26 protein-coding genes are annotated in these 25,825 nt (G+C 70.3%); 15 read left to right on the plus strand and 11 right to left on the minus strand.

What is annotated here, in order from left to right:
• Nucleotides 1–43: 43 nt before the first annotated feature.
• Together I0C86_RS37475 and recD2 are read right to left on the minus strand one after the other, a co-directional pair.
• Complete coding sequence (locus tag I0C86_RS37475) at nucleotides 44–607, minus strand: CGNR zinc finger domain-containing protein (protein ID WP_196206056.1); 564 nt, start codon at nucleotides 605–607, stop codon at nucleotides 44–46.
• A 111-nt stretch (nucleotides 608–718) separates the two neighbouring features.
• Complete coding sequence (gene recD2 / locus I0C86_RS37480; protein WP_407676393.1) at nucleotides 719–2,974, minus strand: SF1B family DNA helicase RecD2; 2,256 nt, start codon at nucleotides 2,972–2,974, stop codon at nucleotides 719–721.
• 127 nt (nucleotides 2,975–3,101) lie between these two features.
• Here recD2 and I0C86_RS37485 point away from each other — a divergent pair, with 127 nt between their 5' ends.
• From I0C86_RS37485 to I0C86_RS37520, 8 genes are all read left to right on the plus strand, one after another.
• Complete coding sequence (locus tag I0C86_RS37485; protein WP_196206058.1) at nucleotides 3,102–3,404, plus strand: hypothetical protein; 303 nt, start codon at nucleotides 3,102–3,104, stop codon at nucleotides 3,402–3,404.
• Between the two features lie 163 nt (nucleotides 3,405–3,567).
• Nucleotides 3,568–4,644, plus strand: coding sequence for a cellulose binding domain-containing protein (locus tag I0C86_RS37490; RefSeq protein ID WP_196206059.1), 1,077 nt, complete (start codon nucleotides 3,568–3,570; stop codon nucleotides 4,642–4,644).
• A 211-nt stretch (nucleotides 4,645–4,855) separates the two neighbouring features.
• Complete coding sequence (locus I0C86_RS37495) at nucleotides 4,856–5,815, plus strand: fibronectin type III domain-containing protein (protein ID WP_196206060.1); 960 nt, start codon at nucleotides 4,856–4,858, stop codon at nucleotides 5,813–5,815.
• A gap of 265 nt (nucleotides 5,816–6,080) precedes the next feature.
• Entirely contained in the window at nucleotides 6,081–7,112 is a 1,032-nt protein-coding gene (locus I0C86_RS37500; protein ID WP_196206061.1) for a response regulator transcription factor, read from the plus strand.
• Nucleotides 7,113–7,152: 40 nt separating this feature from the next.
• The gene (locus tag I0C86_RS37505) at nucleotides 7,153–8,208 is read left to right on the plus strand and encodes a helix-turn-helix transcriptional regulator (protein WP_196206062.1); all 1,056 of its coding nucleotides are present in this window, start codon (nucleotides 7,153–7,155) and stop codon (nucleotides 8,206–8,208) included.
• Between the two features lie 158 nt (nucleotides 8,209–8,366).
• Nucleotides 8,367–9,554, plus strand: coding sequence for a PP2C family protein-serine/threonine phosphatase (locus I0C86_RS37510; protein WP_196206063.1), 1,188 nt, complete (start codon nucleotides 8,367–8,369; stop codon nucleotides 9,552–9,554).
• 117 nt (nucleotides 9,555–9,671) lie between these two features.
• A complete protein-coding gene (lon, locus tag I0C86_RS37515; RefSeq protein ID WP_196206064.1) occupies nucleotides 9,672–12,014 on the plus strand; it encodes an endopeptidase La in 2,343 nt (780 codons plus the stop codon).
• 288 nt (nucleotides 12,015–12,302) lie between these two features.
• Nucleotides 12,303–14,162 (plus strand): ABC transporter ATP-binding protein, encoded by a 1,860-nt coding sequence (locus tag I0C86_RS37520; RefSeq protein ID WP_230395461.1) that lies wholly within the window; start codon nucleotides 12,303–12,305, stop codon nucleotides 14,160–14,162.
• Here the strand turns inward: I0C86_RS37520 and I0C86_RS37525 are convergent.
• Nucleotides 14,159–15,532 carry an MFS transporter gene (locus I0C86_RS37525; RefSeq protein ID WP_323374096.1) on the minus strand — a complete coding sequence of 458 codons (1,374 nt, stop codon included), beginning with the start codon at nucleotides 15,530–15,532 and terminating at the stop codon, nucleotides 14,159–14,161. The genes I0C86_RS37520 and I0C86_RS37525 overlap by 4 nt on opposite strands.
• A gap of 234 nt (nucleotides 15,533–15,766) precedes the next feature.
• Here I0C86_RS37525 and I0C86_RS37530 point away from each other — a divergent pair, with 234 nt between their 5' ends.
• On the plus strand, nucleotides 15,767–16,756 hold the full coding sequence (locus I0C86_RS37530) for a LysR family transcriptional regulator (protein ID WP_196206067.1): 990 nt from the start codon (nucleotides 15,767–15,769) through the stop codon (nucleotides 16,754–16,756).
• Between the two features lie 50 nt (nucleotides 16,757–16,806).
• On the opposite strand, the gene I0C86_RS37535 is transcribed toward I0C86_RS37530, so the two are convergent.
• Nucleotides 16,807–17,178, minus strand: coding sequence for a YciI family protein (locus I0C86_RS37535; RefSeq protein ID WP_196206068.1), 372 nt, complete (start codon nucleotides 17,176–17,178; stop codon nucleotides 16,807–16,809).
• Nucleotides 17,179–17,294: 116 nt separating this feature from the next.
• The gene (locus tag I0C86_RS37540; protein ID WP_196206069.1) at nucleotides 17,295–17,822 is read right to left on the minus strand and encodes a GNAT family N-acetyltransferase; all 528 of its coding nucleotides are present in this window, start codon (nucleotides 17,820–17,822) and stop codon (nucleotides 17,295–17,297) included.
• A gap of 147 nt (nucleotides 17,823–17,969) precedes the next feature.
• On the opposite strand from I0C86_RS37540, the gene I0C86_RS37545 reads away from it, so the two are divergent.
• Nucleotides 17,970–18,500 (plus strand): hypothetical protein, encoded by a 531-nt coding sequence (locus I0C86_RS37545; RefSeq protein ID WP_196206070.1) that lies wholly within the window; start codon nucleotides 17,970–17,972, stop codon nucleotides 18,498–18,500.
• On the opposite strand, the gene I0C86_RS37550 is transcribed toward I0C86_RS37545, so the two are convergent.
• Entirely contained in the window at nucleotides 18,477–18,782 is a 306-nt protein-coding gene (locus I0C86_RS37550; RefSeq protein WP_196206079.1) for a hypothetical protein, read from the minus strand. The two genes, I0C86_RS37545 and I0C86_RS37550, sit on opposite strands and share 24 nt — an antisense overlap.
• Before the next feature lie 403 nt (nucleotides 18,783–19,185).
• Between I0C86_RS37550 and I0C86_RS37555 the strand changes: the two genes are divergently transcribed.
• Together I0C86_RS37555 and I0C86_RS37560 are read left to right on the plus strand one after the other, a co-directional pair.
• The gene (locus I0C86_RS37555; protein WP_230395456.1) at nucleotides 19,186–19,989 is read left to right on the plus strand and encodes a helix-turn-helix domain-containing protein; all 804 of its coding nucleotides are present in this window, start codon (nucleotides 19,186–19,188) and stop codon (nucleotides 19,987–19,989) included.
• Nucleotides 19,980–20,177 (plus strand): DUF397 domain-containing protein, encoded by a 198-nt coding sequence (locus I0C86_RS37560; RefSeq protein WP_196206071.1) that lies wholly within the window; start codon nucleotides 19,980–19,982, stop codon nucleotides 20,175–20,177. The genes I0C86_RS37555 and I0C86_RS37560 overlap by 10 nt, the downstream gene beginning before the upstream one ends.
• Here I0C86_RS37560 and I0C86_RS37565 read toward each other — a convergent pair.
• Genes I0C86_RS37565 through I0C86_RS37575 form a run of 3 tightly spaced genes read right to left on the minus strand, consistent with a single transcriptional unit; the run spans nucleotide 20,143 to nucleotide 21,245 of the window.
• Complete coding sequence (locus I0C86_RS37565; protein ID WP_196206072.1) at nucleotides 20,143–20,484, minus strand: hypothetical protein; 342 nt, start codon at nucleotides 20,482–20,484, stop codon at nucleotides 20,143–20,145. The genes I0C86_RS37560 and I0C86_RS37565 overlap by 35 nt on opposite strands.
• A 23-nt stretch (nucleotides 20,485–20,507) precedes the next feature.
• Nucleotides 20,508–20,750, minus strand: a complete 243-nt coding sequence (gene sepF / locus I0C86_RS37570; RefSeq protein ID WP_196206073.1) for a cell division protein SepF — start codon at nucleotides 20,748–20,750, stop codon at nucleotides 20,508–20,510.
• Nucleotides 20,751–20,807: 57 nt separating this feature from the next.
• A complete protein-coding gene (locus I0C86_RS37575; protein ID WP_196206074.1) occupies nucleotides 20,808–21,245 on the minus strand; it encodes a hypothetical protein in 438 nt (145 codons plus the stop codon).
• Between the two features lie 156 nt (nucleotides 21,246–21,401).
• On the opposite strand from I0C86_RS37575, the gene I0C86_RS37580 reads away from it, so the two are divergent.
• Entirely contained in the window at nucleotides 21,402–21,560 is a 159-nt protein-coding gene (locus tag I0C86_RS37580) for a hypothetical protein (RefSeq protein ID WP_196206075.1), read from the plus strand.
• 6 nt (nucleotides 21,561–21,566) lie between these two features.
• Here I0C86_RS37580 and I0C86_RS37585 read toward each other — a convergent pair whose 3' ends face one another.
• Nucleotides 21,567–22,709 carry an epoxide hydrolase family protein gene (locus I0C86_RS37585; RefSeq protein WP_196206076.1) on the minus strand — a complete coding sequence of 381 codons (1,143 nt, stop codon included), beginning with the start codon at nucleotides 22,707–22,709 and terminating at the stop codon, nucleotides 21,567–21,569.
• A 73-nt stretch (nucleotides 22,710–22,782) separates the two neighbouring features.
• Between I0C86_RS37585 and I0C86_RS37590 the strand changes: the two genes are divergently transcribed.
• On the plus strand, nucleotides 22,783–23,934 hold the full coding sequence (locus tag I0C86_RS37590; protein WP_196206081.1) for a MalY/PatB family protein: 1,152 nt from the start codon (nucleotides 22,783–22,785) through the stop codon (nucleotides 23,932–23,934).
• Between the two features lie 15 nt (nucleotides 23,935–23,949).
• Here the strand turns inward: I0C86_RS37590 and I0C86_RS37595 are convergent, their stop codons facing one another.
• The gene (locus tag I0C86_RS37595) at nucleotides 23,950–25,449 is read right to left on the minus strand and encodes a hypothetical protein (protein WP_196206077.1); all 1,500 of its coding nucleotides are present in this window, start codon (nucleotides 25,447–25,449) and stop codon (nucleotides 23,950–23,952) included.
• Between the two features lie 52 nt (nucleotides 25,450–25,501).
• Here I0C86_RS37595 and I0C86_RS37600 point away from each other — a divergent pair.
• Nucleotides 25,502–25,825: alpha/beta fold hydrolase (locus I0C86_RS37600; RefSeq protein ID WP_196206078.1), on the plus strand; the 324-nt coding region annotated here is incomplete at its 3' end.

Below are 25,825 nucleotides of genomic sequence, written 5' to 3' on the forward strand. Positions count from 1 at the left end.
CTTATGCAGAAAACGATAAGAAGGGGCCCTTCCTTACGCCTGGTCAGCTCCGTGCTGAGCGGGCGGCGCGGTAGGCGCGCATCTTGGCCCGGCTGCCGCAGATGCTCATCGTGCACCAGCGCCCGCGCCCGGCGGGGCTGTGGTCGTAGTACACCCACTGGCAGCGGTGTGCGGCGCAGGACTTGAGGCGCGGCCAGGTGCCGGCGGCGACGGCGTCGAGAATCGCCGCCGCGACCGTGGCGATCAGCGCGGCGGACCCGTCGAGCCGGCCCGCCGGTACGGCTCGCGCCGCCCCGGCGTCGTCGATGGTCAGCACCAGCGGGGCGGTGCCGAGCGTGTAACGCAGCACGGCGGCCGAGGCGGCCGGCACCTTGGCGCCGGTGTGTCCCCGGCAGGCGTCCCGTAACGCCTCCCGGAACCGGCGGGTCTCGGTGACGTCGGAGTCGGTGAAGGTGAGTTCGGCACAGCCGTGCGCGGCGGCGAACGCGGCCAGTTCGGCGATGGTACGCAACCGGTCGCGGTCGGCCTCGATGTCGACGGTGTTCAACAGGTCCTGCACGAGCGCGAGCCGTCCGGGTGCGGGCGTGCGGTCACCGGGCTGCTTCATGGCGCCACGGTACGCACAGCACGCCAGCCGACGGTAACGTCTATCGATGTATTCCGCCGATCTGTCCGGGGTGCGGATCGGATGTCGTCGGGTACTACCGGCGGTCGGGTACTACCGGCGGTCGGGGGTGCCGAGCCGGTGGGTGAGTGCGGTGTGCCGGCGACCGGTGCCGGCGGTCCGTACCGCGATGGCGAGAGCCTTGCGGGACCCGGCCAGCACGACGAGCTTCCGGGCCCGGGTGACCGCCGTGTAGAGCAGGTTCCGTTGCAGCATCGTGTACGAGCCCATCGTCACCGGGATGACGACGGCGGGATACTCGCTCCCCTGGGACCGGTGCACGGTGATGGCGTACGCGTGCTGAAGTTCGTCCAGCTCGTCGAAGTCGTACGCGATCTCCTCGGCCTCGTCGGTGCGGACGGTGAGTTGGCGGTTCTCCAGGGAGAGGTCGGTGACGACCCCGACGGTGCCGTTGAAGACCCCGGCGGCGCCCTTGTCGTAGTTGTTTCTGATCTGGATCACCTTGTCGCCGACCCGGAAGACCCGGGCGCCGTGCCGGCGTTCCGGACGGCCCTCCCGGTACGGAGCGAGGGCCTGCTGTAGCGCGGTGTTCAGGCTGCCGGCACCGGCCGGGCCCCGGTGCATCGGGGTGAGGACCTGGATGTCCTGCGCGCGCAGCCCGAACTTCCGGGGCACCCGGTGGGCCACGATGTCCACCACGAGTTCGGCGGTGGCCTCCGGCTCGTCCACCGGGAACAGGAAGAAGTCGGGATACTGGCCGAGGACCGGCGACTGGCCGGCGTTGATCCGGTGCGCGTTGACCACGACGCCGGACTCCTGGGCCTGCCGGAAGATCTTCGTCAGCCGGACCCGGGGAACCGGCTCGGCGTTCAGCACGTCCCGGAGCACCTCGCCGGCACCGACCGAGGGAAGCTGGTCCACGTCGCCGACCAGCAGCAGGTGTGCGCCGGGCGCCACGGCCTTGATGAGCTTGTTCGCCAGGATCAGGTCGAGCATCGAGGCCTCGTCGACGACGATCAGGTCCGCGTCGATCGGATTGTCCCGGTCGTGGGTCGGATCGCCACCGGGACGTAGTTGCAGCAGCCGGTGCACGGTGGCGGCCGGATGCCCGGTGAGCTCGGTCAGCCGCTTCGCCGCCCGCCCGGTCGGCGCGGCGAGCACGATCTTCGCTCCCTTGGCGGCGGCGAGCTGGATCACCGAGGAGACGGTGAACGACTTGCCGCAGCCGGGGCCGCCGGTGAGCACCGCGACCTTCGAGGTGAGGGCGAGCCGGACCGCCGCCTCCTGCTCGGGCGCGAGTTCGGCCCCGGTCCGGGTACGCAGCCAGGCCAGCGCCTTCGTCCAGTCGACCGTGCCGAACGCCGGCATCCGGTCGGTTCCGTGGTGCAGCAGCCGGAGCAGGCTGGTCGCGAGCGCGGACTCGGCCCGGTGGAACGGCACCAGGTAGACCGCCGGGATCGTGCCGCCCTCGGTGCTCGGGTTCGGCACCTGCTCCCGGACCACGCCCTCGTCGGCGGCGAGGTCGGTCAGGCAGCTCCGGACCAGCTCCACCGGTACGCCGAGGATCTCGGCGGCGTCCGCGACCAGGTTCGGCTCGGGCAGGTAGCAGTGGCCGCCGTCGGCCGCCTCGGAGAGGGTGTACTGGATGCCGGCCTGGACCCGCTGCGGACTGTCGTGCGGGATGCCGACGGCCTGGGCGATTGTGTCGGCGGTCTTGAAGCCGATGCCCCAGACGTCGGCGGCCAGCCGGTACGGCTCGTTGCGGACGATCGAGATGGAGCCGTCGCCGTACTTCTTGAAGATCCGTACGGCCAGCGAGGTGGAGACCCCGACGCCCTGGAGGAAGACCATCACCTCCTTGATGGACTGTTGTTCGGCCCAGGCGGTGGCGATCATCTTCGTCCGCTTGGGTCCCAGTCCCGGCACCTCGATCAGCCGGCCGGACTCCTCCTCGATGATCCGCAGGGTGTCGACGCCGAAGTGCTCGACGATCCGGGTGGCCATCTTCGGGCCGATTCCCTTGATGAGTCCCGAGCCGAGGTACCGCTCGATGCCCTGGATGGTCGCCGGCAGCACGGTGGTGTACGACTGCACCTCGAACTGCCGCCCGTACTTCGGATGCGACCCCCACCGCCCGACCAGCCGGACGCTCTCCCCGGGTTGTACGCCGAGCAGCGATCCGACCACGGTGAGTAGGTCGGAGCCGGACCGGTCGGTGGCGAACCGGGCGATGGTGTAGCCGGTCTCCTCGTTGGCGTACGTGATCCGTTCCAGCACCGCTTCCAGCACCACCCCGGCGGGGCGGTCGGTGGGGCGTCGCTCCGCGGTCGTCGCCTGCTGTGCGGTCACCACAGCATCATGCAGCACACCTCTGTCGGACATCGCTCAGCAGCCACTCCAGGCTCGCTGGTCCCGACCGTCGCGACCTTGCGGCGATCCGGTCCGGAGCGGCCCGGAGTCGGCCTAGCGTGAGGCCATGGACGACGGGGAGCGGGCGCTGGTGATCGACGGCGAGCTGCACGACCTGCTGGTCATGCTCGCCAGCAGCCGGGACGAGACGGTGGCGGAGACGGCGGCCCGGCTGATCGAGGCTGAGTTCGACCGGATCAACCCGGGCATGCTGGACGACATCCGCCGGCCCGGCGCGGCGATCAAACGCCTCTACGCGGCGACCGGCAGGCCGATCCCGGAGGTGTTCCGGGAGTCGGTCGAGCCGGAGTTCGGCCGCGCCGCCGGGGTACGGGAAATCGACGACACCAGCGAGTTCCACCGGGTCTGAAGCTCGTGATCGCGTGAAGTCCGGCTGGTGGGCGCCGGCCGGACTTCACGCGATCAAGCGATGTCTCCGGCGGACCCGATCCCAAGTACCGGCCTGGCGGGGGATCGCGGTCCATCGATCTATCGTTCACGATGAATGTCCTGGCGTCGGGGGGACCACCCCGGTGCCGGCAGTCGAGAGCGAGGGGTCCAACGTGCACAGTCGTCCGTCCCGACCGGCCCGATGGTGGGCCCGTACCCTGGTTCTGCCCATCCTCGCGGTCGCGTTGGTCGCGGCCGGCGGCACCGCCGCGCACGCGGCGGCGGACACCGCGCCGCCGAGCGCGCCGGGCCCGATCACCGTCGCCGGGACCACCGCCGACTCGGTGGAACTCACCTGGGCCGCCTCCACCGACAACGTCGCAGTGGTGAGCTACCACGTGACGCAGATCTTCACCGACATGGCCTTCCTGCACACCACCACCACCAACAGCATCGTGATCACCGGCATGTTGCCCTCACGCACCTACACCTTCGGCGTCTCGGCGTTGGACGCGGCCGGCAACCGGTCGACGTCACCGCCGTCGCTGCGGTTCACCCAGCCGCCGGGCGACAGCCAGCCGCCGACCGCGCCCTCGGCGCTCACGGTCGGACTGGTCGGGGAGACCGCCGTCGGGCTGAGCTGGGGCCCGTCCACCGACAACGTCGTACTTCTGCAGTACGAGGTGCTGTCGCTCACCCCGACCGGCAACACCGTGGTGGCCCGGGTGGGGCTGATGCCGCCCATGTACCCCTCGACCGCCGTCACGGTGAGCGCGTTGACGCCGCGTACCACGTACACCTTCGCGGTGCGCACCCAGGACGAGGCCGGCAACTATTCGGCATTGTCCAGCCCGGTGACCGTGACGACCGGGCCCGCCCCGGAGCCGCAGCCGACCTGCGCGGTCGGGTACCGGACCATGGTGCAGTGGCAGGGCGGCGTCGTGGCCGAGATGACGATCAGGAACACCGGCCCGGTGGAGATCAACGGCTGGACGCTGCGCTGGTCCCTGCCGAACTCGGTGCGGATCGTCACGGTCTGGGGGGCGGAACTGATCAGCAACGTCAACGGTGTCGTCACGGTCCGGAACGCCAACTACAACGCGACGATCCGGCCGGGTGCCACCGTGACCATGGGCTACCAGGCCGCCGTGTCCGGCAGCGGCGGGTCCATCCAGCCGACCTCGTTCGTGCTGAACGGCGAACTCTGCCGGGCCGGATAGCCGGCGGCCCGGATGTAAGGGAGGGCCCCCTTGTCGTCGGTTCTGCTCGGGGCCCTTTCCTACGCTCCAACCGCGGCGCCAACCATCGGTCACTATGGATATCTGATGGGCCGGCGCCGACAGTCGAGAGTGAGGAACCACTGTGCGAGATCGTCCATCCCGAACCGCCATACGCGGGGTCCTTGGTCTGATTTCCTCCGTCCTGGCCGTCGTGCTGGCCGCGACGGGCACCGCCCCGGCGTACGCCGCCGCCGAGGACACCGAGCCGCCCACCGCCCCCGGTCCGATCACGGTCGTCGAGATCAGCAACACCTCGATCGTGCTCGCCTGGGCCGCCTCCACCGACAACGTGGGCGTTGCCCAGTACACGGCCTCGTACCTCTACCTGGACTTCGGCGGGCAGGGCAGCACCACCACCAACAGCATCCGGTTCGACAACCTCCGGCCCTCGGGCAGCTACCGCTTCCGGGTCAACGCGGTGGACGCGGCCGGAAACCGGTCTCCGTCCACCCCGGAGCTGTTCGTGACCATGCCACCCGGCGACGACCAGCCGCCGACCGCACCGGGCCAACCGGTCGCGTCGGAGATCACCGCCACGAGCGTCAAGCTGACCTGGGCACATTCGGTGGAGAACATCCAACTCGACATCTACGAGATCTTCCAGGTCACCGCCGCCGGCAACACGTTCGTCCGGGACGTGAACCAGATCCCGAGGGGGCCGAACGAAACCGTGATCGGCGGGCTGACCCCGGGCACGACGTACACCTTCGTGGTGCGGGCCCGGGACGAGGCCGACAACTATTCGGCGTTCTCCGACCCGGTCACGTTGACCACGTTGCCGGCGACGGCGCCGGACCCGGCCTGCACCGTCCGGTACCGCGCCGGCGGCCAGCGGCCCGGCGGTGTCCAGGTCGAGCTGACGATCGTGAACCACGCCGCGACGGTGGTCGACGGATGGACGCTGAGCTGGAACTTCCCGGCCGACCAACGACTGCACGCGCTCCGGGGAGCGACCCTGGTCGGCCGGGGCGACGGCAGCATCACGGTCCGGAACGCCCGGAACAACGGCACGATCCGACCCGGGGGGACCGCCATGCTCAGCTACGTCGCGTCGAGTTCCGTCACGCCGACCGACTTCTACCTGAACAGCCGCAAGTGCCAGGCCGGATAGCTCGGCCGGACTCCTGATCGGGTGGTCGGCTGACCGGGAACGGGCGGAGGGCGCGCCGGAGCGTGCGCGCCCTCCACGTCTGTTGCCCCGTCCCTGCCCGACCGGACGGAACTGCCTTCCTTTCGTACGGCTCGCCGCGTCTTCGAACACCACTCGCCGTTTCTCTAGGTAACCGCACCGCGCGGTCCTTGTCGATTGACAGGACTGCCGATACGGCGAAGGGGGTGGACCACCATGCGGGCTGTTCGGCTTACCGACGTAGGGGATGGCTGACCTGCCGCCCGGTGCGGCCGAACTCGTCAGTGAGGTGGAGCGGATCACGGCGCTGCCCGGGGATGCCACCGACCGGGTACCGGAACTGCTCACGGTGCTGCACCGGCTGGTGCCGTACGCGGGGTCCGTGATGCAGGTGTTGAATCCGGAACGCCGGGAGTTCGAGATGCTCGGGGAGTTCGGCTACGGCGAACCCACCCTCGCCTACCTGCGCAGTTCCGAGTACTACCACGAGATGGAACTGCTCGGCATGGACCGGGACCGGCCCCCGATGTGCCTTCGGGACGCACCCGTTCCGCCCGCCGAACTGGCGTCCTGGGCCGAGCACCTGGAGCCGGCGGGCTTCCGCGAGGGGGTCGGGATCACCCTGTTCACCCCGGACGGTCGGCACCTCGGCCTGCTCTCCCTGCACACCGACGATCCGGCGTACCCGAGCGACGCGGCCCGGGACTTCCTGGGGATGCTCACTCCGCTGATCGCGGACGCGGTGGATCCGATGCGCTCACTGGTCACCCTGTCGAGAATCGTCGCCGACGCCCAGGCGGGGGTGGTGCTGACCCGGGCCGGCAACGTGCTGTCGATTCCGGGACTGCCGGGGCATCCGTTGCTGGCCATCGGATCGGCGGTGCTGGAGGTGGCGGCGGCGAGCCTGACCGAGGGCAGCGGGTACCACTCGTTCCTCTGCCCGCACCGGCCGGCCGGCGGCACCGAGGGGCATGTCCGGATCACCGTGCTGCCGTGTCCGACGTCCACACCGATCCATCTACTCGCGATGGTGCTGACCTCGCCCGCCGGTGACCTGCGCGGGTTGACCCGGCGGGAGTTGGAGATCCTCGGCCTGCTCGTCGACGGCTGGTCGAACCAGCGGATCGCCAGCCGGTTGGTCATCGCCCAGCGCACCGTCGCCGCGCACGTCGAGCACATTCTGAGCAAACTGAACGCGCCCAGCCGTACCCTGGCGGCCGTCCGGGCGCTCAGAAGGGGCTTGTACGTACCGCGGCTCCTCGCCCGGTCGGACCGATGAACCTGGCGTCGACGTCCGGCGTGTCGCCCATGGAGCTGCGATGAGGAACCTTCTCCGGTCCGCGTCCGGTGTCGCCAGGGACATCGCGCGGATCGCCGCGGCCCCGCCCGCCGGTGAGCAGGTGGAGGAGGTGCTGTCCCTGCTCTACCGGGTTATCCCGTACGACGCTGCCTGGCTCGGGTTGATCGACGACACGCACCAGCGGTACACCGGGCTGGTCAACGTCGGCTACGACGACCGGACCCGCCACTACTTCGACACCCGGGAGCTACGGGAGCAGGTCGACAGGTGTGCCCTGAACACGTCGCCGGCTCCGCAGTGCATCCGGGACACGTCGTTTCCGTTCGACGAACTGCCGGTGTGGTCGGAGTACTACCGGCCGGCGGGCCTCTTCGGCGGTATGGCGGTCGGGCTGTTCACCCGGGACCGCCGCCATCTCGGAATGCTGTTGATCAGTACCGACGACTGGGGCAACCCGACGGACGAGGCGCGCGATCTGATCGGTGCGCTGGCCCCCCGGATCGCCGCCGTCGTCGACCCGACCCGGACGGTGACCGAGCTGGCCCGGATCGTCCGGGACGCCCTGGGTGGTGTCGTGCTGACCGGGGGTGGCAGGACCCTGCCGCTGTGCGGCCTGCCCGGGCATGAACTGTTGTCCGAGGGTTCGGCGTTGCTCGGGGCGGCCGCCCGGCAGCACGCCCAGGGTGGCGGTTGTGTCTCCTTCCTCTGGCCGGCTTCCAGGATCGACGACGACGAGCGGGACAGCCTTGACGACGACGAGCGGGACAGCCTTGTCCAGGTCGTGGTCCTGGGGTGTCCGCCGTATCCGTCGCGCCTGGTCGCGGTGGTGGTCCGCCCGCCACCCGCCGCTCGGCCCAGGCTGACCCGGTACGAGTTGACGGTTCTCAGCATGTTGCTCGACGGCTGGCCCGAGCAGCGGATCGCCGGCGCGATGGGTCTTTCGGTGTACGCCGTCGTCGAGACGACCGAGCGGATCGTCTATCGGCTCGGCACTCGGGACCGGCACGCCGCCCTGCTCCGCGCGGCCCGGCAGGGCTGGTTCATCCCGCACGGGTTCGGCGGTACGCCGGCCTGAGCGACCACCTCGGGGGCAGGTTCGACGCTGTTGTCCGGTTCGTCGGCTCCGGGACTCCCGCCCGGACCCACCGGCGCGACGCCGGCCTGCCCACTGTCCGCCGGTCGCCGTACCGTTGGCGGGCGCGCGCCCATCCCGGGACGCGGGGAGGGGGCAGCGTGGAGTTGGTCGCCGAGGTACGTCAACTGCTCGCGGACGTGCCCTGCGCCGGGCTGGACGAGCTGCCCGGTTCGGTGATCGCGGTCGCCCCGGCGCTGGGCGCGACCGAGATCGTGATCTACGTGATCGACTACAACCAGACCTACCTGGTACCGCTGGACGGGCCCGGTGTGCCGCGTCGTCGCCCGTTGCCGGTGGACGCAAGCCTGGGCGGGCGGGCCTTCAGGAGCGGCCGTACGCACCGCCGGTCCGGTCGGATCGGCAGGTCCTGGGTACCCCTGGTGGACGGGTGTCACCGGCTCGGGGTGCTGGAGGTCGCCACCGCCGGAGGGTCGACGAAGCTGCCGGACGCCGTGCACGGGTTGGCGGCGGTGGTGGCCCAGCTTCTGGTGAGCCGTCGGTCGTACGGCGACAAGATCGAGCGGGTCCGGCGGCGGGAGCCGATGCAGCTCGCCGCCGAGATCGTCTGGAGTCAGCTGCCGCCGCTCAGTTTCACCGCCGGCCGGGCCATGGTGACCGGCATCCTGGAGCCCTGTTACGACATCGGCGGGGACGTGTTCGACTACGCCCTCAACGGCGATCTGCTCTCGGTGGCGCTGTTCGACGCCGTCGGGCACGGCACCGAGGCCAGCCTGCTGGCCACGCTCTGCCTGTCCGCCTACCGCAACGCCCGGCGCTGCGGGCTCGACCTGCGGGACACGACCCGCAGCGTGGACAAGCTGATCCACGCGCACCGACCGGGCAGTTTCGCCAGCGCGGTACTCGCCGAGCTGGACTGCGCGACCGGTGCGCTCCGGTTGGTCGTCGCCGGGCACCCGGCGCCGCTGCTGCTCCGGGGTGGCCGGCTGGGCCGGGTGCTGCCGGCCCCGACGGCGCTGCCGCTGGGGCTCGGCTACCTGTCCGCCGACGGCCCCCGGGTGATCGAGGAGATGCTGCATCCGGGCGACCAGTTGCTGCTCTACACCGACGGGGTGATCGAGGCGCGCTCCGAGACCGGTGAGATGTTCGGCACCGATCGCCTGGTCGACCTGGTCACCCGGGCGCTCGCCGACGGCCTGCCGACGCCGGAGAGCATGCGCCGGCTGGTCGGCGCGATTCTGCGGCACCAGAACGACCAGCTCCAGGACGACGCGACCGCGCTCTTCGTGGAGTGGACTCCGGACGAGTCAGCCAACCAAGGGTCCTGAACAGGGCAATTGCCGCAGTCGGTCGGTTTGGAACGTGGCCTGGGTCACATGCCGGAACACAGAGCACCATTTGTTACTTGAGTCGTACAAGCTCAACTAATCGATGGCAGGTGTTTGATGGCAACTCTTCCGGTTCTTCCTCTGACCGACGCTGTCCTTCTGCCCGGCATGGTCATTCCGGTGACCCTCGACGCGACCACCCAGTCCGCGGTCGACGCCGCCCGGGCGACGGGCGACAAGAAGCTTCTGGCCGTGCCCCGGGTCGATGGCGAGTACGGCTCCGTCGGCGTCGTCGCCGCGATCGAAAAGGTCGGCCGGCTGCCCAGCGGCGAACCCGCCGCGGTGGTCCGTGGCCTGTCCCGGGCCCGGGTCGGGTCCGGCGTCCCCGGTCCCGGTGCGGCGCTCTGGGTCGGCACCGTCGAGATCGACGAGCCCGCGCCCGCCGGCCGGGCCAAGGAACTCGCCCGGGAGTACCGGGCACTGGTGACGTCGCTGCTCCAGGACCGCGGCGCATGGCAGGTCATCGACGCGGTGGAGCGGATGACCGACCTCTCCGAACTGGCCGACTCGGCCGGCTACGCGCCGTGGCTCACCCTGGAACAGAAGATCGAACTGCTCACCGCTCCGGATGTGACCAGCCGGCTCGAACTGCTGGTCACCTGGGTCCGGGACTACCTGGCCGAGCAGGAGGTCACCGAGCAGATCAACTCCGACGTGCGGGAGGGACTGGAGAAGTCCCAGCGCGAGTTCCTGCTCCGCCAGCAGCTCGCCGCGATCCGCAAGGAACTGGGCGAGGACGAGCCGGACGGCTCGGCCGACTACCGGTCCCGGGTCGAGGCCGCCGAACTGCCCGAGAAGGTACGCGAGGCGGCACTGCGCGAGGTCGGCAAGCTGGAGCGGGCCAGCGACGCCTCTCCGGAGGCGGGCTGGATCCGTACCTGGCTCGACACGGTGCTGGAGATGCCGTGGAGCACGCGTACCGAGGACAACACCGACCTGGTCCAGGCCCGGGAGGTGCTGGACGCCGACCACGCCGGCCTGGCCGACGTGAAGGACCGGATCCTGGAGTACCTGGCGGTGCGCAACCGGCGCGCGGCCCGCAACCTCCAGGTGGTCGGCGGACGTGGCTCGGGTGCGGTGCTGGCCCTCGGCGGTCCGCCCGGGGTCGGCAAGACCAGCCTCGGCGAGTCGGTCGCCCGGGCACTCGGCCGGAAGTTCGTCCGGGTCTCGCTCGGCGGCATCCGTGACGAGGCCGAGATCCGTGGCCACCGCCGGACGTACGTCGGCGCGCTGCCCGGCCGGATCGTCCGGGCGCTGCGCGAGGCCGGTTCGATGAACCCGGTCGTACTGCTCGACGAGGTGGACAAGATCTCCGCGGGGTACGCCGGTGACCCGGCCGCCGCCCTGCTCGAGGTGCTGGACCCGGCGCAGAACCACACCTTCCGGGACCACTACCTGGAGGTCGACCTCGACCTGTCGGACGTGCTCTTCCTGGCCACCGCCAACGTGGTCGACGCGATCCCCGGTCCGCTGCTGGACCGGATGGAACTGGTCACCCTCGACGGCTACACCGAGGACGAGAAGGTCGCGATCGCCCGGGACCACCTGCTGCCGAGGCAGTTGGAGCGGGCCGGACTGACCGCCGACGAGGTGGGCATCGCCGACGAGGCGCTGGGCCGGATCGCGGCCGAGTACACCCGCGAGGCAGGGGTACGGCAGCTCGAACGCGCCCTGGCGAAGATCCTCCGCAAGGTCGCGGTCGCGCTTGCCGGGGCCGAGGGACCGGTCCGGGTCGACACCGACAACCTGGCCAGCTACCTGGGACGGCCGAAGTTCACGCCGGAGTCGGCGGAGCGGACGGCGGTACCCGGGGTGGCCACCGGGCTCGCGGTGACCGGCGCCGGCGGTGACGTCCTGTTCATCGAGGCGACCAGCATGGAGGGCGAGCCGGGGCTGACCCTGACCGGACAGCTCGGCGACGTCATGAAGGAGTCGGCGCACATCGCGCTCTCCTACCTCCGGTCGAACGGCCGTGCGTTGGGGCTGGACCCGAACGCGCTGGCCGGGCGGCGGATCCACCTGCACGTTCCGGCAGGTGCGGTCCCGAAGGACGGCCCGAGCGCGGGCATCACGATGGTCACCGCGCTGGCCTCGCTGGCCAGCGGCCGGCCGGTACGCCCCGAGTTCGGGATGACCGGTGAGGTGACCCTCTCCGGTCGGGTACTGCCGATCGGTGGGGTGAAGCAGAAGCTGCTCGCCGCGCACCGGGCCGGCCTGACCGAGGTGATCATCCCGGCCCGCAACGAGCCGGACCTCGACGACCTGCCGGCCGAGGTGCGCGAGCAACTGACCGTGCACACCCTCGCCGACGTCGCGGACGTTCTCGCGCTGGCCCTGCGGCCGGCCGAGGACCTCGGCGAGTTCGGCACCGTCGACGGCCCGGCGCTCGCCGCGGCCTGAGACGAAGCGGTACGCGAAGGGGCGTCCTCCATCGGGAGGGCGCCCCTTCCCGCTGTCCACCCCCGACTCGGCTGTCCACCCTCGACCCGCCTGTCCACCCTCGACTCGCCTGTCCACCTCCGACCCGCCTGTCCACCTCCCGACTTTCCGGCTAATTACGTTGACCTGAACATTGCTTGAGGTCCTAATGTCGGTGTCTGCCGGTACGGTTCGCGCGGTCCGGCCGACCGGAGGGGGAGGTGTCCGATGGACATGGAAGTCACGGCGTGGATGTCGCTGTACCACTCGATGCACGCACAGCAGGACAAGCGGCCGTTCTCGATGGCGACGTTGCGGCGCATCGCCGGCTTCGCCCGGCCGCACCGCCGTCGACTCACGACCTATCTGGTGCTCAGCGTGGTGATGGCCGTGTTGGCGGTGGCCACACCGGTGCTCGCCGGCCGGGTGGTGGACGGGATCGTCAACGGCGCCGACTCCGACCTGGTGATCGGGCTCGCCGTGCTGATCGCGGTCGTCGCGCTGGCCGAGGCGGGTCTCGGGCTGTTCACCCGGTTCATGTCGGCGAGCATCGGTGAGGGCCTGATCCTCGACCTGCGTACCGCCGTCTTCGACCACGTGCAGAAGATGCCTGTCGCGTTCTTCACCCGGACCCGCACCGGGGCGCTGGTGAGCCGGCTGAACAACGACGTCATCGGCGCGCAGCGGGCGTTCAGCGACACCCTCTCCGGGATGGTCGGCAACCTGGTCACGCTGCTCCTCACCCTGGTGGTGATGATCGGGATCTCGTGGCGGATCACCCTGCTCGCGCTGGTGCTGCTGCCGGTCTTCGTGCTGCCGGCCCGCCGGATGGGCAACCGGCTGGCCCGGCTGGAGCGCGAGGCGGCCAACCACAACGCGACGATGAGCACCCAGATGACCGAGCGGTTCTCCGCACCCGGGGCGACGCTGATCAAACTCTTCGGCCGGCCGGCGGACGAGTCGGCCGAGTTCGCCCAGCGGGCCCGCCGGGTCCGGGACATCGGGGTACGCACCGCGATGGTCCAGTCGGTCTTCGTCACCGCGCTCACCCTCGTCTCGGCGCTCGCGCTCGCCCTCGTCTACGGCCTCGGCGGCTTCTACGCCCTGCGCGGCGAGCTGGAGCCCGGAGCCGTCGTCGCACTCGCCCTGCTGCTCACCCGCCTCTACGCCCCGCTGACCGCGCTGGCCAGCGCCCGGGTCGAGGTGATGAGCGCACTCGTGAGCTTCGAGCGGGTCTTCGAGGTGCTCGACCTGAAGCCGCTGATCACCGAGAAGCCGGACGCCGAAAAGGTGCCGGACGGACCGGTCTCGGTCGAGCTTGACGCGGTGCGGTTCGCCTACCCGTCCGCCGACAAGGTGTCGCTCGCCTCGCTGGAGGAGGTGGCGAACCTGGACACCCGGGGCGGTGTCGACGTACTGCACGAGGTGTCGTTCAAGGTCGAGCCGGGTCAACTGGTGGCGCTGGTCGGCTCCTCCGGTGCCGGCAAGTCCACCATCGCGCAGCTCGTACCCCGGCTTTACGACGTCGACTCCGGAGTCGTACGCCTCGCCGGGCAGGACGTCCGGGACCTGTCCGCCGACTCGATCCGGGACACCCTCGGCCTGGTCACCCAGGACGGGCACCTGTTCCACGACACGATCCGGTCCAACCTGCTGCTGGCCCGACCCGAGGCGACCGAGGAGGAAATCTGGGACGCGCTACGCCGGGCCCGGCTCGCCGACCTGATCGAGGGACTTCCGGACGGACTCGACACCGTGGTCGGCGAGCGCGGATACCGGCTCTCCGGCGGCGAACGCCAACGGCTCACCATCGCCCGGCTGCTGCTGGCCCGTCCCCGGGTGGTGATCCTGGACGAGGCGACCGCACATCTGGACTCGACCTCGGAGGCGGCGGTGCAGGCGGCGCTCGGCGAGGTGCTGGCCGACCGTACCGCCCTGGTGATCGCACACCGGCTCTCCACCGTACGGGCCGCCGACCAGATCCTGGTGATCGAGGACGGGAGCATCCTGGAACGCGGCACCCACGACGAACTGCTCGCCGCCGGCGGCCGGTACGAGGAGTTGTACCGGACCCAGTTCGACCAGGGCGACCGGGCCGAGGCCGACCGGGGTGAACTGGTGCCCGGCTAACGTGACGGATCCGCTGGTGGCACGCGACCGGCCGTCGGCATCAGTACGGCGGCCAGGAACAGTGCGCCCGCTGCGGCGTAGAAGGCCCACCGGTAACCGGTGACGTCGGCCGCTTTCGCGGTGGCCCCGGAATCCAGTGCCGCTGCGGCACGACTGATCGCGATGGCGGCGAAGATGGCAAGGCCGAGAGCGCTGCCGAGTTGCTGGGTGGTGGTCTGGACCCCGGAGCCGAGACCGGCATCGTTCTCGGTCACCCCGTGCAGGGCCGCGTTCTGGAGCGCGGGGAAGGCGATGCCCAGCCCGACCGCGATCAGCACCGTCGCGGGTAGCAGGACGTCCAGGTAACCACTGCCCACCGACATCCGGACCGCCAGATACAACAGGCCGCCGGTGCTGAGAAGCAGGCCCGTGACGATGGTCCAGGTGACACCCAGCCGAGCGGTCAGCGCGGTCGACGCCATCAGCCCACCGAGGAAGGCCACACAGAACGGAAGGTACGCCAGTCCCGTGACCAGCGGTCGGTAGTCGAGAACGTTCTGCATGTAGAGGGTGAGCAGGAACATCGTTGCCGCCAGCCCGCTGGTCAGCGCCATTGTCGCCAGGTTCGCCGAGAGGCGGAGACGGCTGGCGAAGAAGCTCAACGGCACCAGCGGTGCGACGGTCCTGGTCTCGACGGCGACGAAGGCGGCGAGGGTGGCCAGCCCCACCAGCAGCGGAACGAGGACGACCGGTGCGGTCCACCCGTTGTGACCGGCCGCGAGCAGGCCGGCGATCAGCGCGATCAGGCCGGTGGTGACCAGCGCCGCTCCCGCCCAGTCGATCCGCCGTACCCCGGAACCCGGCCGCGCGTCCACCAACCGGGGGAGGACCAGCAGTACGACGGCGGCAACCGGCAGGTTGACGAAGAAGACCCAGCGCCACCCGGCGAATTCCGTCAACGTGCCGGACAGCAGTACCCCGGCTGTGGCGCCGAGCCCGCTCAGGCCGCCCCAGATCGCCAGCGCGCGGGCCCGCTCCCGGAAGTCGGTGAACATCAGCACGATCATCGACAGGGCGGCCGGCGCTGCCAGGGCCTCACCGACACCCTGTCCGAACCGGCCGGCGATCAGCATGCCGGTGTTCAGCGCGACACCACTGGTCAGCGAGGCCACGGCGAACACCGCCGTGCCGAGCAGGAATATCCGGCGCCGCCCGTACAGGTCCGCCAGCCGACCGCCGAGCAACAGCAGCCCGCCGGCCGTCACCACGTAGGCGTTGACCACCCAGGCGAGGTCCGCCGTGGAGGCGTTCAGTTCGTCCTGTACCGAGGGCAGCGCGACGTTCACGATCGAGCTGTCCACCGTGAAGGTGAACTGGATCAGCGCCAACACGGCGAGTATTGGCCAGCGGCGCGGCTCCGGCTCCGCAGCACTGCCCGGGGCCGCCGGCTCCGTCGATTCCTGCGTTGGCGCGGTCGATTCCTGTGCCGGCCCGGTCGATTGCTGCGTCGGCCGTCGGGGCCGGAGGTGCTCACCCATGTGATCACCGAACCGCCAGCTGGCCGACCCTGTCCAACACGCAACGACAGTCTTGACAAACAACTCTTGTCGTCGCAGCCTGCGCGGGTGGACCTCGACCTCCGGCAACTCCGGGCATTCGTCGCGACCGCCGAGGAACTGCATTTCCGCCGGGCGGCCGACCGGCTGTTCCTCACCCAGCAGGCCCTGTCCCACCGTGTCCACCGCCTGGAGGAGACCCTGGGTGGGCCGCTGTTCATCCGGGGTCACCACGTCGTCGAGCTGACCGAACTGGGGCGGAGGCTGCTGCCGCTGTCGCGGCGGGTGCTGGACGCCGCGGACGAGGTCGTGGCCGCGGCACACCTCGACCGGCAGCCGCTGCGCCTCGACACGTTCCGGCCGATCGCCGCATCCTCGATGCTGCACCGGCTGGTCCCCGAACTCGGCGATCTGCCACTGGAGCTGAGCACCCGGCACAGCCTGGGCACCGCCCTGTCGGCGATGCGGCGCGGCGAGATCGACGTTGCGCTCGGCCGGGTGCACGGTCCGACCGAGCCCTGCGCTGACGAGTTGGCCCACCGGCTGGTCCGGTTGGAACCCTTGAACGCGTTGATGTCGGACCGTCACCCACTGGCGACCCGATCGGCGCTGCGCCCGGCCGACCTGGCGCCGTACGGGATCTGGTCGCCGGCCGTCGCGGGCGCCACAGAGCTGGACAGCTATCTGCGTACGCTCGGTGACGACCTGGGGATCCCTGTCACCGTCGGGCCCGCATTCGTCACTTTCGAGCAGGTGGTGGCAGAGATCCAGACGCACGGGCAGTGGATCTGGCTGCTCGGCGCCGATGTTCGGGCCACCCCTCCGCCCGGAATGGCGCTGATTCCGCTGGTCGATCCGACGCCGCTCTACCCATGGTCGTTGGTCTGGCGACGGGACCGGGTCCATCCATTGCTCGGCCGACTGCTGCGTACGGCCGCCGCGACCGCCGGGCGGGCCGGCTGGCTGTCCATCGACCCCACCCGGCACTGGCTGCCGGCCCCGGACCGCGCGGCGGTGCTGTCTTCAGCTGACCTCGCCGGCGGTGCTGGCCCCGGCTAGTGCGGTGTCCAAACACCCGCCTTCCTCGATCAGAGGTCGTCGGGATGTCATCATCGCCGCGCGGCCTCGCGGAGCATCGCGTCTGTCTCGGGGTCGGCCATGAGCTCCCGGACCTCCTGCGCGCAGCGGCAAGCGACGGCAATCTTGCCAGCCCAGGTCAGCGCCTCCTCGCGTGAGGCCACGTCCACGACAAGGAACCCGCCGATGACCTCCTTGGTCTCCGGGAAAGGGCCGTCGGTGACCGTCCCGTCCGTGGCCACGACGCTCGCCTTCTGGCGTTCGAGTCCGGCGCCGAACACAAACACCCCGGCGTTCACGGCCTCCTGGGTCACCGCGTGCGCGGCCTTCCCCACGTCGGGCCAATCCTCGTCGGGGATGTGGTCCATCGCGCCGTCGTTGAACGAGATCAAGTACCGCGTCATCCCATCACTCCCTTGTACCGGCGGTCTTTACCGACCGCCCCCTCACCTGTGCTACGAACGACTCGTCCTGGAATCGACGCTATGCCAAAAGATCTTCGTGGGATCGTCGCCGAGACTCAGGACCAGGACCGCAGGCCGAGCCACTGCTCGGCGTCCCAGGCATGGAACCGCTCCACCTCGATGAATCCCAGCTTTGCCGCGAGCCGCATCGAGCCGACGTTGGCGGTCTGGGTGGTGAGCACCACCGGCTCGCCGGGAAGGACGCCGTCGAACCAGTCGAGGGCCGCCACGCACGCCTCGGCGGCGTACCCGCGTCCCCAGGCCCGCGGCAGGAAAAGGTAACCGAGATCGGCCTTCCCGACGGCAGCCGGGCGACGGTGCCCGGTTGCCCGCCTGAGCAGGATCTGGCCGATCATCGCCCCGTCGAGATCAACGACGAAACTTCCGGGCCACCGTTCGGGCGTTTCGGGCATCTCGCGCTCAAGCTCGTCAAGCGGCCGAGGGCCGCCGAGGTAGGTGTGCACCTCTGGTGACGCCAGCAACTCGATGAACGCGGCACGGTCCCGGGCCTCGGACGCACGGAGCAGGAGCCTCTCGGTCCGGATCGGCTCCGGCGGCCAGTCGACGGGCCCGAGGTCGGTCATGCTGGCCAGCTAATCAGCGGACCCGGCAGTGATCAAGCCTCGTGGACCGCTTGAAGCAGCCGATGGGCGACCGGCTGGCCGGAGAGGAGGCGGAGGGTACCGGGACCGCCGTGGCGGGGCGGCGAGGTGGGGCCGGACAATGACACCGTGACGAGTGAGCCACCCCGTTCCGAGCCATCGCCCGCCGCGTCGGTTCCCGCCCAACCGTCCCCGCCGGAGATCTCGCCTCCGCCGGAGCAATCGCCTCCGCCGGAGCAGCCGCCGCCCCCGGAGACGTCGCCGGTGCCGGAGCCGCCCCCGCTGCCCGAGTCGCCGGTCCCGCCGGCCGCCGTCGAGTCGTCGCACCCGGCGCCGACGACCCCGGCGTCATCGTCGTCGACGCCGGATCCGGGATCGTCTCTGGGGAAGCCGGAGCACCCGATCTCGGCCAGCGGCGGTTCGTCGAATCCGACCAAGGTCCGGATCGACACCCCCGGCGCCAGTATCGAGATCGAGGCCAACGCGTCGCTGGCCGAGGTCGTGGCGACCGCACTGCGGCTGTTCCACGAGGCCGGTGGCTGGCCACAGGTGGACAGCCGGTCCGCCGGGTTCGCCCAGGCCGAGCGCCGGGAGACCTACCCGGTGCAGCCCAGCTCGATGCCGTACGGGCCCGGGTCATATCCCGTGCAGTTGCCGTAGCCGACGGGCCCGGATGATGCGCCGGCGTGGTTCGATCCAGCCGAGAAAGCGGGCGTACATCCGGGCCGGGTCCGGTCCCGGCTCCGGACAGAGTCGCTGAAGGTCCTCGACCGCCGCCTGGAGCAGGGTGGCGAGGTGGACCCGCAGGGCGAGCGGATCGGCGTAGTAGTCGATCGGCAGCAGGCTGCGGGCCGTCAGGCAGGGCCACTCGGCCCCACATGCCCGGCAGAGCCAGATCGGCCGCTGTGCCACATGGTCCCGCCCCGCACCCGGAATGGTCATCGGGAATGTCCGGTGGGTGGGAGGAAGTGCCCCGGGTTCGGCGAGGGTTTCGCGTCGCGGCAATCCCGGCGTCGCCCGCAACGGCACGAGCGCCACAGCCGGTGCCAGTCCCGGCGATGTTCTTTCGGGGTACGTCGTAGCCATTTCACGATCCGAACTCCCTCCGTATTGGGAGCGGGGGCCGTGACGGGTGGAAGGGCGATTTCCGTTACGGCTCCCGCGCGGTTCCGCCCGTCCTGGATCGGCATGGGTCCGAGCAGTTCCGCTGCTGACACTCTGCTATGGACACCACTACGATCGATAGCGGAAATCGACGACCGTAGCCTTCTGGTGGCCTGCTTGTTCTGCCTGGTAGAAGCGCTGTGGCGGGGACCGGACGAGTTGGGGGAAGGCTGTGGAGAGCATGGGGACATCGGCGGCGGAGTTTCTGCTTGACGAACTACGGCACATACGGCTAAGCGCCAAACTCAACCAGGACGACTTCGGGAAACTGATCAACTTCTCGGGCTCACACGTGAGCGCGGTGGAACTCGGCAACCGGCCTCCCAAGGAGGACTATCTCGGCGCGATCGACAAGCGCTTCCACACCGGCGCCATGTTCGTCCGGCTGCTCAAAAAGGTGATCAAGTCCGACACCGCGGCACCGTGGCTCAAGGAATGGGTTGCGAACGAACAGCGGGCGATCTTCCTGCGCTGGTTCGAGTTGGCGTTCGTGCCCGGTCTACTTCAAACCGAGGCGTACGCGCGGGCGATCGTCAGCAGCGATGGACGACTCACGGATGAGGCGGTCGAGGCCCGGGTCATGGCTCGTGCGGAACGACAGAGGCGCCTGTCCGGCGACGACCCGCCGCAGTTCATGGCTGTGCTGGACGAGGCTGTGCTGCATCGGGCTGTCGGGGGACCTGCGGTGATGCGGGAGCAGCTCTTCCACCTGGTAAGACTCAACGAGGAACGTCGCCGGACACGGATCCACATCGTTCCATCGAGCGTCGGTGCGTACGCTGGCCTTACCGGGCCGTTCATCATCGCGACACTGCCGGAGCGTGAAGAGGTCCTGTACCTCGAAGATCGGCTCCGGGGTCAGGTGGTAGCACGACCAGACGACGTGGCCGAGGTGCGGGAGCACTGGGAAGACATCCTCGCCGAGGCTCTTACCCTGCCGCAGTCGACCGAGTTGATAGCGAAGGTGGCCAAGACATGGATCTGAGCGACGCACGCTGGCGCAAGAGCATCCGAAGCAGTTCGCAGGGTGCGTGTGTGGAGGTGGCGCTCAACCTGCCTGGGGTGGTGGGGGTGCGGGACAGCAAGGATGCGTCCGGCCCGGCGCTGACCTTTTCCCCTGAGGCGTGGCGGGCCTTCGTCAGCCGGGAAAGTCCGTGTACCACGGGTAGGTGAAGGCGTCGGCACCGCCGAATCGCTCGACCATCGCCCAGAGCTGGTTCTCGCCGTTCGAGGTGTGTCGTTCGAGCGCGCGCATGCCGTCGTTCTCGGCCCAGCACAGGTCCTCGACGATGTAGACGGGATCCCACTCCCGTACCTGCCAGTACAGCGTGAGGTCATGGTTGCGCCAGCCGGGACTGGTGTCGTTGCTGGCGGGGCCGGCGACCGACACCCAGGCGCGCCAGTCCGGTTGCAGGGCGGGCCGGGGCGCGACGAGCAGCGTTCCGCGCCGAAGGGCGGCGATCAACTCTGGCCGTTGCACTGCGAGCTCCCCTATGGACGTCGCTAGGCCGGATGCTGGGCCACTGCTCGGAACGTCTCCCGGGGCCGCAGCAGGAACACCTTCGGAGCCACCCGTTCCATGGCGCCGTCACGGCCGACGACCAGGCCGGCGGCGAAATCGACAAGTGGCATCGCGTCCGCGTCCGACAGGCTGGTCAGGTCCATCACCACCGCGAACCCCAGGGTGAAGTAGTGACCAACGTGGATCACCTCGCCGTAGTTCTGCGGATGCAGCGTCTTGACCATCGCACCAGTCTCCTCCAGAGGGCAAGCTCCAGGAACACGCGAGGCGACAATCACCCGTCAGTCGAGGCAGCGCACGGACACGGCGAAGTGCTGCTTCTGCTCCCCGCCGACGCCCTGGTGGAGTGCCTCCACCTCGATCCGGCGCCGGTCCGTGCGTACGGGCTCGTCCGGCCGACCAGCCAGGCAGGTCGGATATTCCGCGCCACTGCCGTGGGAGGTCCCGGCCGCGTCCACCCAGTCACCGACGACGGAGTAGAACGTGTCGCCCCGCAGCGGGTCGCGTACCTCGCCGTCGACCTCGAAGGCGATCAGCCGGGTTTCCTCGTTCGACCAGATCACGGTGCCGGTGAGCCGCTCGGTCGTTGCGGTGTGCGGGTCACGCGACAGCCAGGCCAGCGCGAGGCCGACCACCAGACCAACCGCGACGAGCAGGGCGGAGGGTAGGTAACGGCGCAGTGGTGCGACAAGGGTTCGGCTGTAGGTCAGCGACGACATGGCGCACGGTACCGCTTTGATCGTCTTTGTCGCTGCCCGCTCGCGCCCAGGTCCGTTCGAGACGCGAGATTCATGATCCGGGAGATCGAACCGAGCGGTGTAGGTCAGGAGCAGAGGGGGAACTAGCCGATCTCCGGCTACTTCTGGAGAGACGCAATGATCGATCTGCTGGCGTCCGGCCTTCCGCTCGGCGCGTCGGACCTGCTTGCCGACAAGAAGTCGCCGGCCTCCGGCACGTTCCACGCGGTCGGCGCCGCGATATTCGTCGCCGTTGCGATCTTCCTCATCTACGTGCAGTTGAAGCGGCGCCGCTGAGGAAACCTAACGCAGGCGGCGGAAGAACGCCCGGATGTCATCGACGAGCAGGTCGGGGGCTTCCAGGGCGGCGAAGTGCCCGCCCCGGTCGTACTCGGACCAGTGCACGACGTGATGCTCCCGTTCGGATATCCGGCGGATGGCGGGGTCGGTCGGGAAGACCGCGATTCCGGTCGGCACGGTGGAGCGTACGACCGGCTTCGGCGGCGCGGCCCGGGTCTCGTAGTAGAGCTGGGCCGAGGTGGCGCCGGTACCGGTCAGCCAGTAGAGCGAGGCGTTGGTGAGCAGGATGTCCCGGTCCACCGCCTCGTCCGGCAGCTCGTGTGCCGGATCGGTCCACTCCTTGAACTTGTCGACGATCCAGCCGAGCTGGCCGACCGGCGAGTCCGTCAACGCGTACGCCAGGGTCTGGGGCCGGGTGCCCTGGATGTCGGCGTAGCCGGTGCCGTACCGCCGGACCTGCTCGGCGGCGGCGATCCGGGCCTGTTCGGCGTCGGTGAGGCCGACGAGGTCCTCCGGATCGTCGGACGGGAACGCCAGCCCGCCGTTGAGGTGCACCCCGATGACCCGCTCCGGAACCAGCCTGCCGAGCAGTGGCGAGACGACCGAGCCGGTGTCGCCGCCCTGCGCGCCGTACCGGTGGTAGCCGAGCCGGGCCATCAACTCCGCCCAGGCTCCGGCGATCCGCTCGTGGTGCCAACCCGGCTCGCGCAGTGGCGTGGAGAAGCCGAATCCGGGCACCGACGGTGCGACGACGTGGAACGCGTCCGACGGATCGGCGCCGTGGGCGCGTGGGTCGGTGAGCGGGCCGATGATGTGCAGGAACTCGACTATCGAACCCGGCCAGCCGTGCGTGAGGACCAGCGGCATCGCGTCCTGCTCCGGCGACCGGACGTGCAGGAAATGGATCCGCTGGCCGTCGATCTCGGTGGTGAACTGGGCGAACTCGTTGAGCCGCGCCTCCCAGGCCTGCCAGTCGTAGCCGTGCAGCCAGTACCGCACCAACCCGGCCAGGTAGTCGACCGGTACGCCCCGGTCCCAGCCGACGCCCGGCAGTTCGGCCGGCCACCGGGTTCGGCGCAGCCGGTCCCGCATGTCGTCGAGGGCGGGGCGGGGAATGTTGATCCGGAAGTCGTGGACGTCTGCCATGTGAGGGTCTGCTGCCCGTTTCGGTGCCGCCGTACACCGGTTATAGCGTGGTGGTGTGGGCAACCCCTTGCAGATGCTGTCGTTGGCGGATCTCCGCCGCCGTACGAGTGAGAAGTGGCGGCGGTATCCGCCGGACGTCCTTCCGGCCTGGGTCGCCGAGATGGACGTACCGCTCGCCGAGCCGGTCGCCCAGGCGCTGACCGAGGCGATCGCGCGGAGCGACACCGGCTACCCGATCGGTACGGCCTATGCCGAGGCGCTCGCCGAGTTCGCCACCCAGCGTTGGGGCTGGACGCCGGAGATCGAGCACATCGCCGTCGTTCCGGACGTGATGCTGGGCATCGTCGAGGTGCTGAAGCTGGTCACCGGGCACGGCGACGCGGTGGTGATCAACCCGCCGGTGTACCCGCCGTTCTTCGACTTCGTCGCCGGGATGGACCGGCGGGTCGTCGAGGCGCCGCTGGGCGCGGAGCACCGGCTCGACCCGGAGGCGCTGGACCGGGCGTTCGCCGAGGCCGTCGCCGGCGGTCGACGGGCGGCGTTCCTGCTCTGCAGCCCGCACAACCCGACCGGCACCGTACACACCGCCGACGAACTCGCGATGGTGACCGAACTGGCCGACCGGCACGGCGTACGCGTGGTGGTGGACGAGATCCATGCGCCGCTGGTCCACTCCGGGGCGACGTTCCTGCCGTACCTCTCGTTGCCCGGCAGCGAGCGCGGCTTCGCGCTGCTGTCCGCGTCGAAGGCGTGGAACCTGGCCGGGGTGAAGGCCGCGGTGGCGGTCGCCGGTCCGGAGGCGGCGGCCGACCTGGCCCGGATGCCGAAGGTGGCCGGCGACGGGGCCTCCCACCTCGGCGTGCTCGGGCACGTCGCCGCGCTCCGGTACGGCGGGCCGTGGCTCGACGGCCTGCTGGCGGGCCTGGACCACAACCGGCGACTGCTGGGCGCCCTGCTCGCCGATCAGTTGCCGCAGGTCCGGTACCGGATTCCGGACGGCACCTATCTGGCCTGGCTGGACTGCCGGGAGTTGGAGCTGCCCGGCGGCCCGGCCGACGACCGGAGCGCGGATCCGGCCGAGGTGTTCCTGGAACGTGGCCGGGTCGCCGTCGTGCCGGGAGCGGCTTTCGGCACCGGCGGCGCCGGACACGTCCGGTTCAACTTCGGCACCTCCGAGGAACTGGTCACCGAGGCCGTACGCCGAATGGCCGCCGCACTGCGCTGAGCCGACCGCCGTCGCTCAGAAGTCCCGCCACCTGTCGAACCAGTTCTCGGCCTGGTTGGCCGGTACGCCGGCCCGCCGGGCCAGGTCGACGAACGCGTCACCGGCCTGTTCCCGGTTGACGGTGTCGATGAATTCGTATTTCTCGTCGATCCGGTTCAGCGCGTCGATCAAGGTCTTCAGGATCTGCTGAACCGTCCCGGACCGGCCCGGGGCGTCAGCGGGCAGTCGGTCGACGGCGCGCAGCGCGGCGGCGTACGCCTTGCAGGCGGCGGCCCCACCGCGCGGATCGTCGTCGACCCAGTCGCGGAACGGGTTGCCGATGTTGGCGGCCAACCACGTGTCGGACTTCGCGCCGCGCACGGTGAGGCTGACTCCGGTGTTCCGGTAGCGGGCCTTGAGCGGGGCCACGACCGAGCGGGGAAGCCCGTCGACCTCCAGCCAGCGCAGCCCCGGCAGGTCGGGCAGGGTCGCCGCGTCGTAGCCGTACCCGTCGTCGAGCTGGAGACTGTGCAACCGGTGCAGCGATGTCAACGCGTTCGGCTCGACGAGCCGGCCCGGCGGCTTCCGCCACCAGATGCTGAGCGTTTCGAGTTCGGTGAGCACCTCAACGGGCGCCGCCAGGATCTCCCCGTCGCCGCGCAGCACGAGTCGTCGTACCCCGCGCAGTCCGTCCGGTATCGGGACCGGCACCGGCGGAACCTCGAGGGTGAGGTTGAGCCAGCGACCCCGCTCGGACGCCAGCACGCTGCCCGGGAGGTCGCCGATCAGGGTGAGACCGAGCAGGCCGGGTGGCAGCCGTACGGCTCGGAGATCGGAGCCGGACAACGTCAGGTCCGTCAACCCGGAGTCGCCGAGGTCCACCTCCGGCGGCGCGTTCCGCCAGCTCAGACAGGAGAACATCGGTCGGGTCGCGAGGAAATCGGACAGGCCCCGGTCCGGTCCCGACCAGAAGAGGGTGGTGCACCGGGGCAGCGCGTCGAGCCCGGCCCACCGGACATCGCCCGACGCCGGCACCAGGGGCGACCTGGTCAGGTCGAGCCGCCCGAGGCCCGCGCCCAGCTCCGCCGGCTGCCCGCCGAGGTCCACCCGAACCGGGCCACGGCTGGCTCCCGCCCGGTAGGCCGCCTTCGTCGCCGCCGGCAGTCGCGCCCAGCGTCGCTGCCGGACGACCTGGTCCGGCAGGTACGACCATCCGGTGTACCCGTTCGACGTCGGCGGCACCTCGGGGCGTATCGGTTGGGTGCCCAGCCAGGCGAAGTCGAACGGCACGGGGTGGTGCGCGAACACTCCCACGCCGTCCGGCCGCCCGTTGTGCGCGTGGTGGTCGAGACGCAGCGGTCCGGCCCCGGCGAGCTGCGCCAACGTGGGAACCTCCGCCGAATACCAGTCCAGCAGGTGGACCAGCACACTGTCCGGCGCGACGCTGACGACCTGGCAGGCGCCGTACCCGCCGAGGGGCAGGGGTATCGCGGCAACGCTGCCAGCCCGGATCTCGGCGGGGAACGTGGTCGGCATGCCGGCATGCTACGGAGCCGGTACGACGCCGCCCGGTGGCAGACTGCTCGGCATGACCGACGGCGCAGCGACCCGGAACGGCGTACGGCTGGCCGAGGGTGGTGCCGGGCAGCCCGTACTGCTGCTGTTGCACGGGATGGGCGCGACAGGTGACGTCTGGCGGGGCTGGTACGACCTGCTCGCCGACCGGTGGCCGGGACGGTGGCTGGCGCCGGACCTGCCGGGTCACGGCGGCTCGGCACCGCTCGACCGGTACACGTTCGAGTCCTTCGCCGCCGCGATTGCCCGGTTGCTGGACCCCGGCGACCGGGTGGTGGTGCTGGGCCAGTCGCTGGGCGGTGCGGTCGGGCTGGCCCTGGCCGGGATGGTCGACGTG

It is taken from the genome of Plantactinospora alkalitolerans (genome assembly GCF_015690345.1).
Classification (GTDB): domain Bacteria; phylum Actinomycetota; class Actinomycetes; order Mycobacteriales; family Micromonosporaceae; genus Plantactinospora; species Plantactinospora alkalitolerans.

Bases quoted from the DNA above. Each gene is read 5' to 3' on its own strand.
- I0C86_RS37475 (WP_196206056.1), bottom strand. From the start codon at position 607: ATGAAGCAGCCCGGTGACCGCACGCCCGCACCCGGACGGCTCGCGCTC.
- I0C86_RS37485 (WP_196206058.1), top strand. From the start codon at position 3,102: ATGGACGACGGGGAGCGGGCGCTGGTGATCGACGGCGAGCTGCACGAC.
- I0C86_RS37500 (WP_196206061.1), top strand. From the start codon at position 6,081: ATGGCTGACCTGCCGCCCGGTGCGGCCGAACTCGTCAGTGAGGTGGAG.
- I0C86_RS37505 (WP_196206062.1), top strand. From the start codon at position 7,153: ATGAGGAACCTTCTCCGGTCCGCGTCCGGTGTCGCCAGGGACATCGCG.
- lon (WP_196206064.1), top strand. From the start codon at position 9,672: ATGGCAACTCTTCCGGTTCTTCCTCTGACCGACGCTGTCCTTCTGCCC.
- I0C86_RS37520 (WP_230395461.1), top strand. From the start codon at position 12,303: ATGCACGCACAGCAGGACAAGCGGCCGTTCTCGATGGCGACGTTGCGG.
- I0C86_RS37535 (WP_196206068.1), bottom strand. From the start codon at position 17,178: ATGACGCGGTACTTGATCTCGTTCAACGACGGCGCGATGGACCACATC.
- I0C86_RS37540 (WP_196206069.1), bottom strand. From the start codon at position 17,822: ATGACCGACCTCGGGCCCGTCGACTGGCCGCCGGAGCCGATCCGGACC.
- I0C86_RS37550 (WP_196206079.1), bottom strand. From the start codon at position 18,782: ATGACCATTCCGGGTGCGGGGCGGGACCATGTGGCACAGCGGCCGATC.
- I0C86_RS37555 (WP_230395456.1), top strand. From the start codon at position 19,186: ATGGGGACATCGGCGGCGGAGTTTCTGCTTGACGAACTACGGCACATA.
- I0C86_RS37560 (WP_196206071.1), top strand. From the start codon at position 19,980: ATGGATCTGAGCGACGCACGCTGGCGCAAGAGCATCCGAAGCAGTTCG.
- sepF (WP_196206073.1), bottom strand. From the start codon at position 20,750: ATGGTCAAGACGCTGCATCCGCAGAACTACGGCGAGGTGATCCACGTT.
- I0C86_RS37575 (WP_196206074.1), bottom strand. From the start codon at position 21,245: ATGTCGTCGCTGACCTACAGCCGAACCCTTGTCGCACCACTGCGCCGT.
- I0C86_RS37580 (WP_196206075.1), top strand. From the start codon at position 21,402: ATGATCGATCTGCTGGCGTCCGGCCTTCCGCTCGGCGCGTCGGACCTG.
- I0C86_RS37585 (WP_196206076.1), bottom strand. From the start codon at position 22,709: ATGGCAGACGTCCACGACTTCCGGATCAACATTCCCCGCCCCGCCCTC.
- I0C86_RS37590 (WP_196206081.1), top strand. From the start codon at position 22,783: ATGCTGTCGTTGGCGGATCTCCGCCGCCGTACGAGTGAGAAGTGGCGG.
- I0C86_RS37595 (WP_196206077.1), bottom strand. From the start codon at position 25,449: ATGCCGACCACGTTCCCCGCCGAGATCCGGGCTGGCAGCGTTGCCGCG.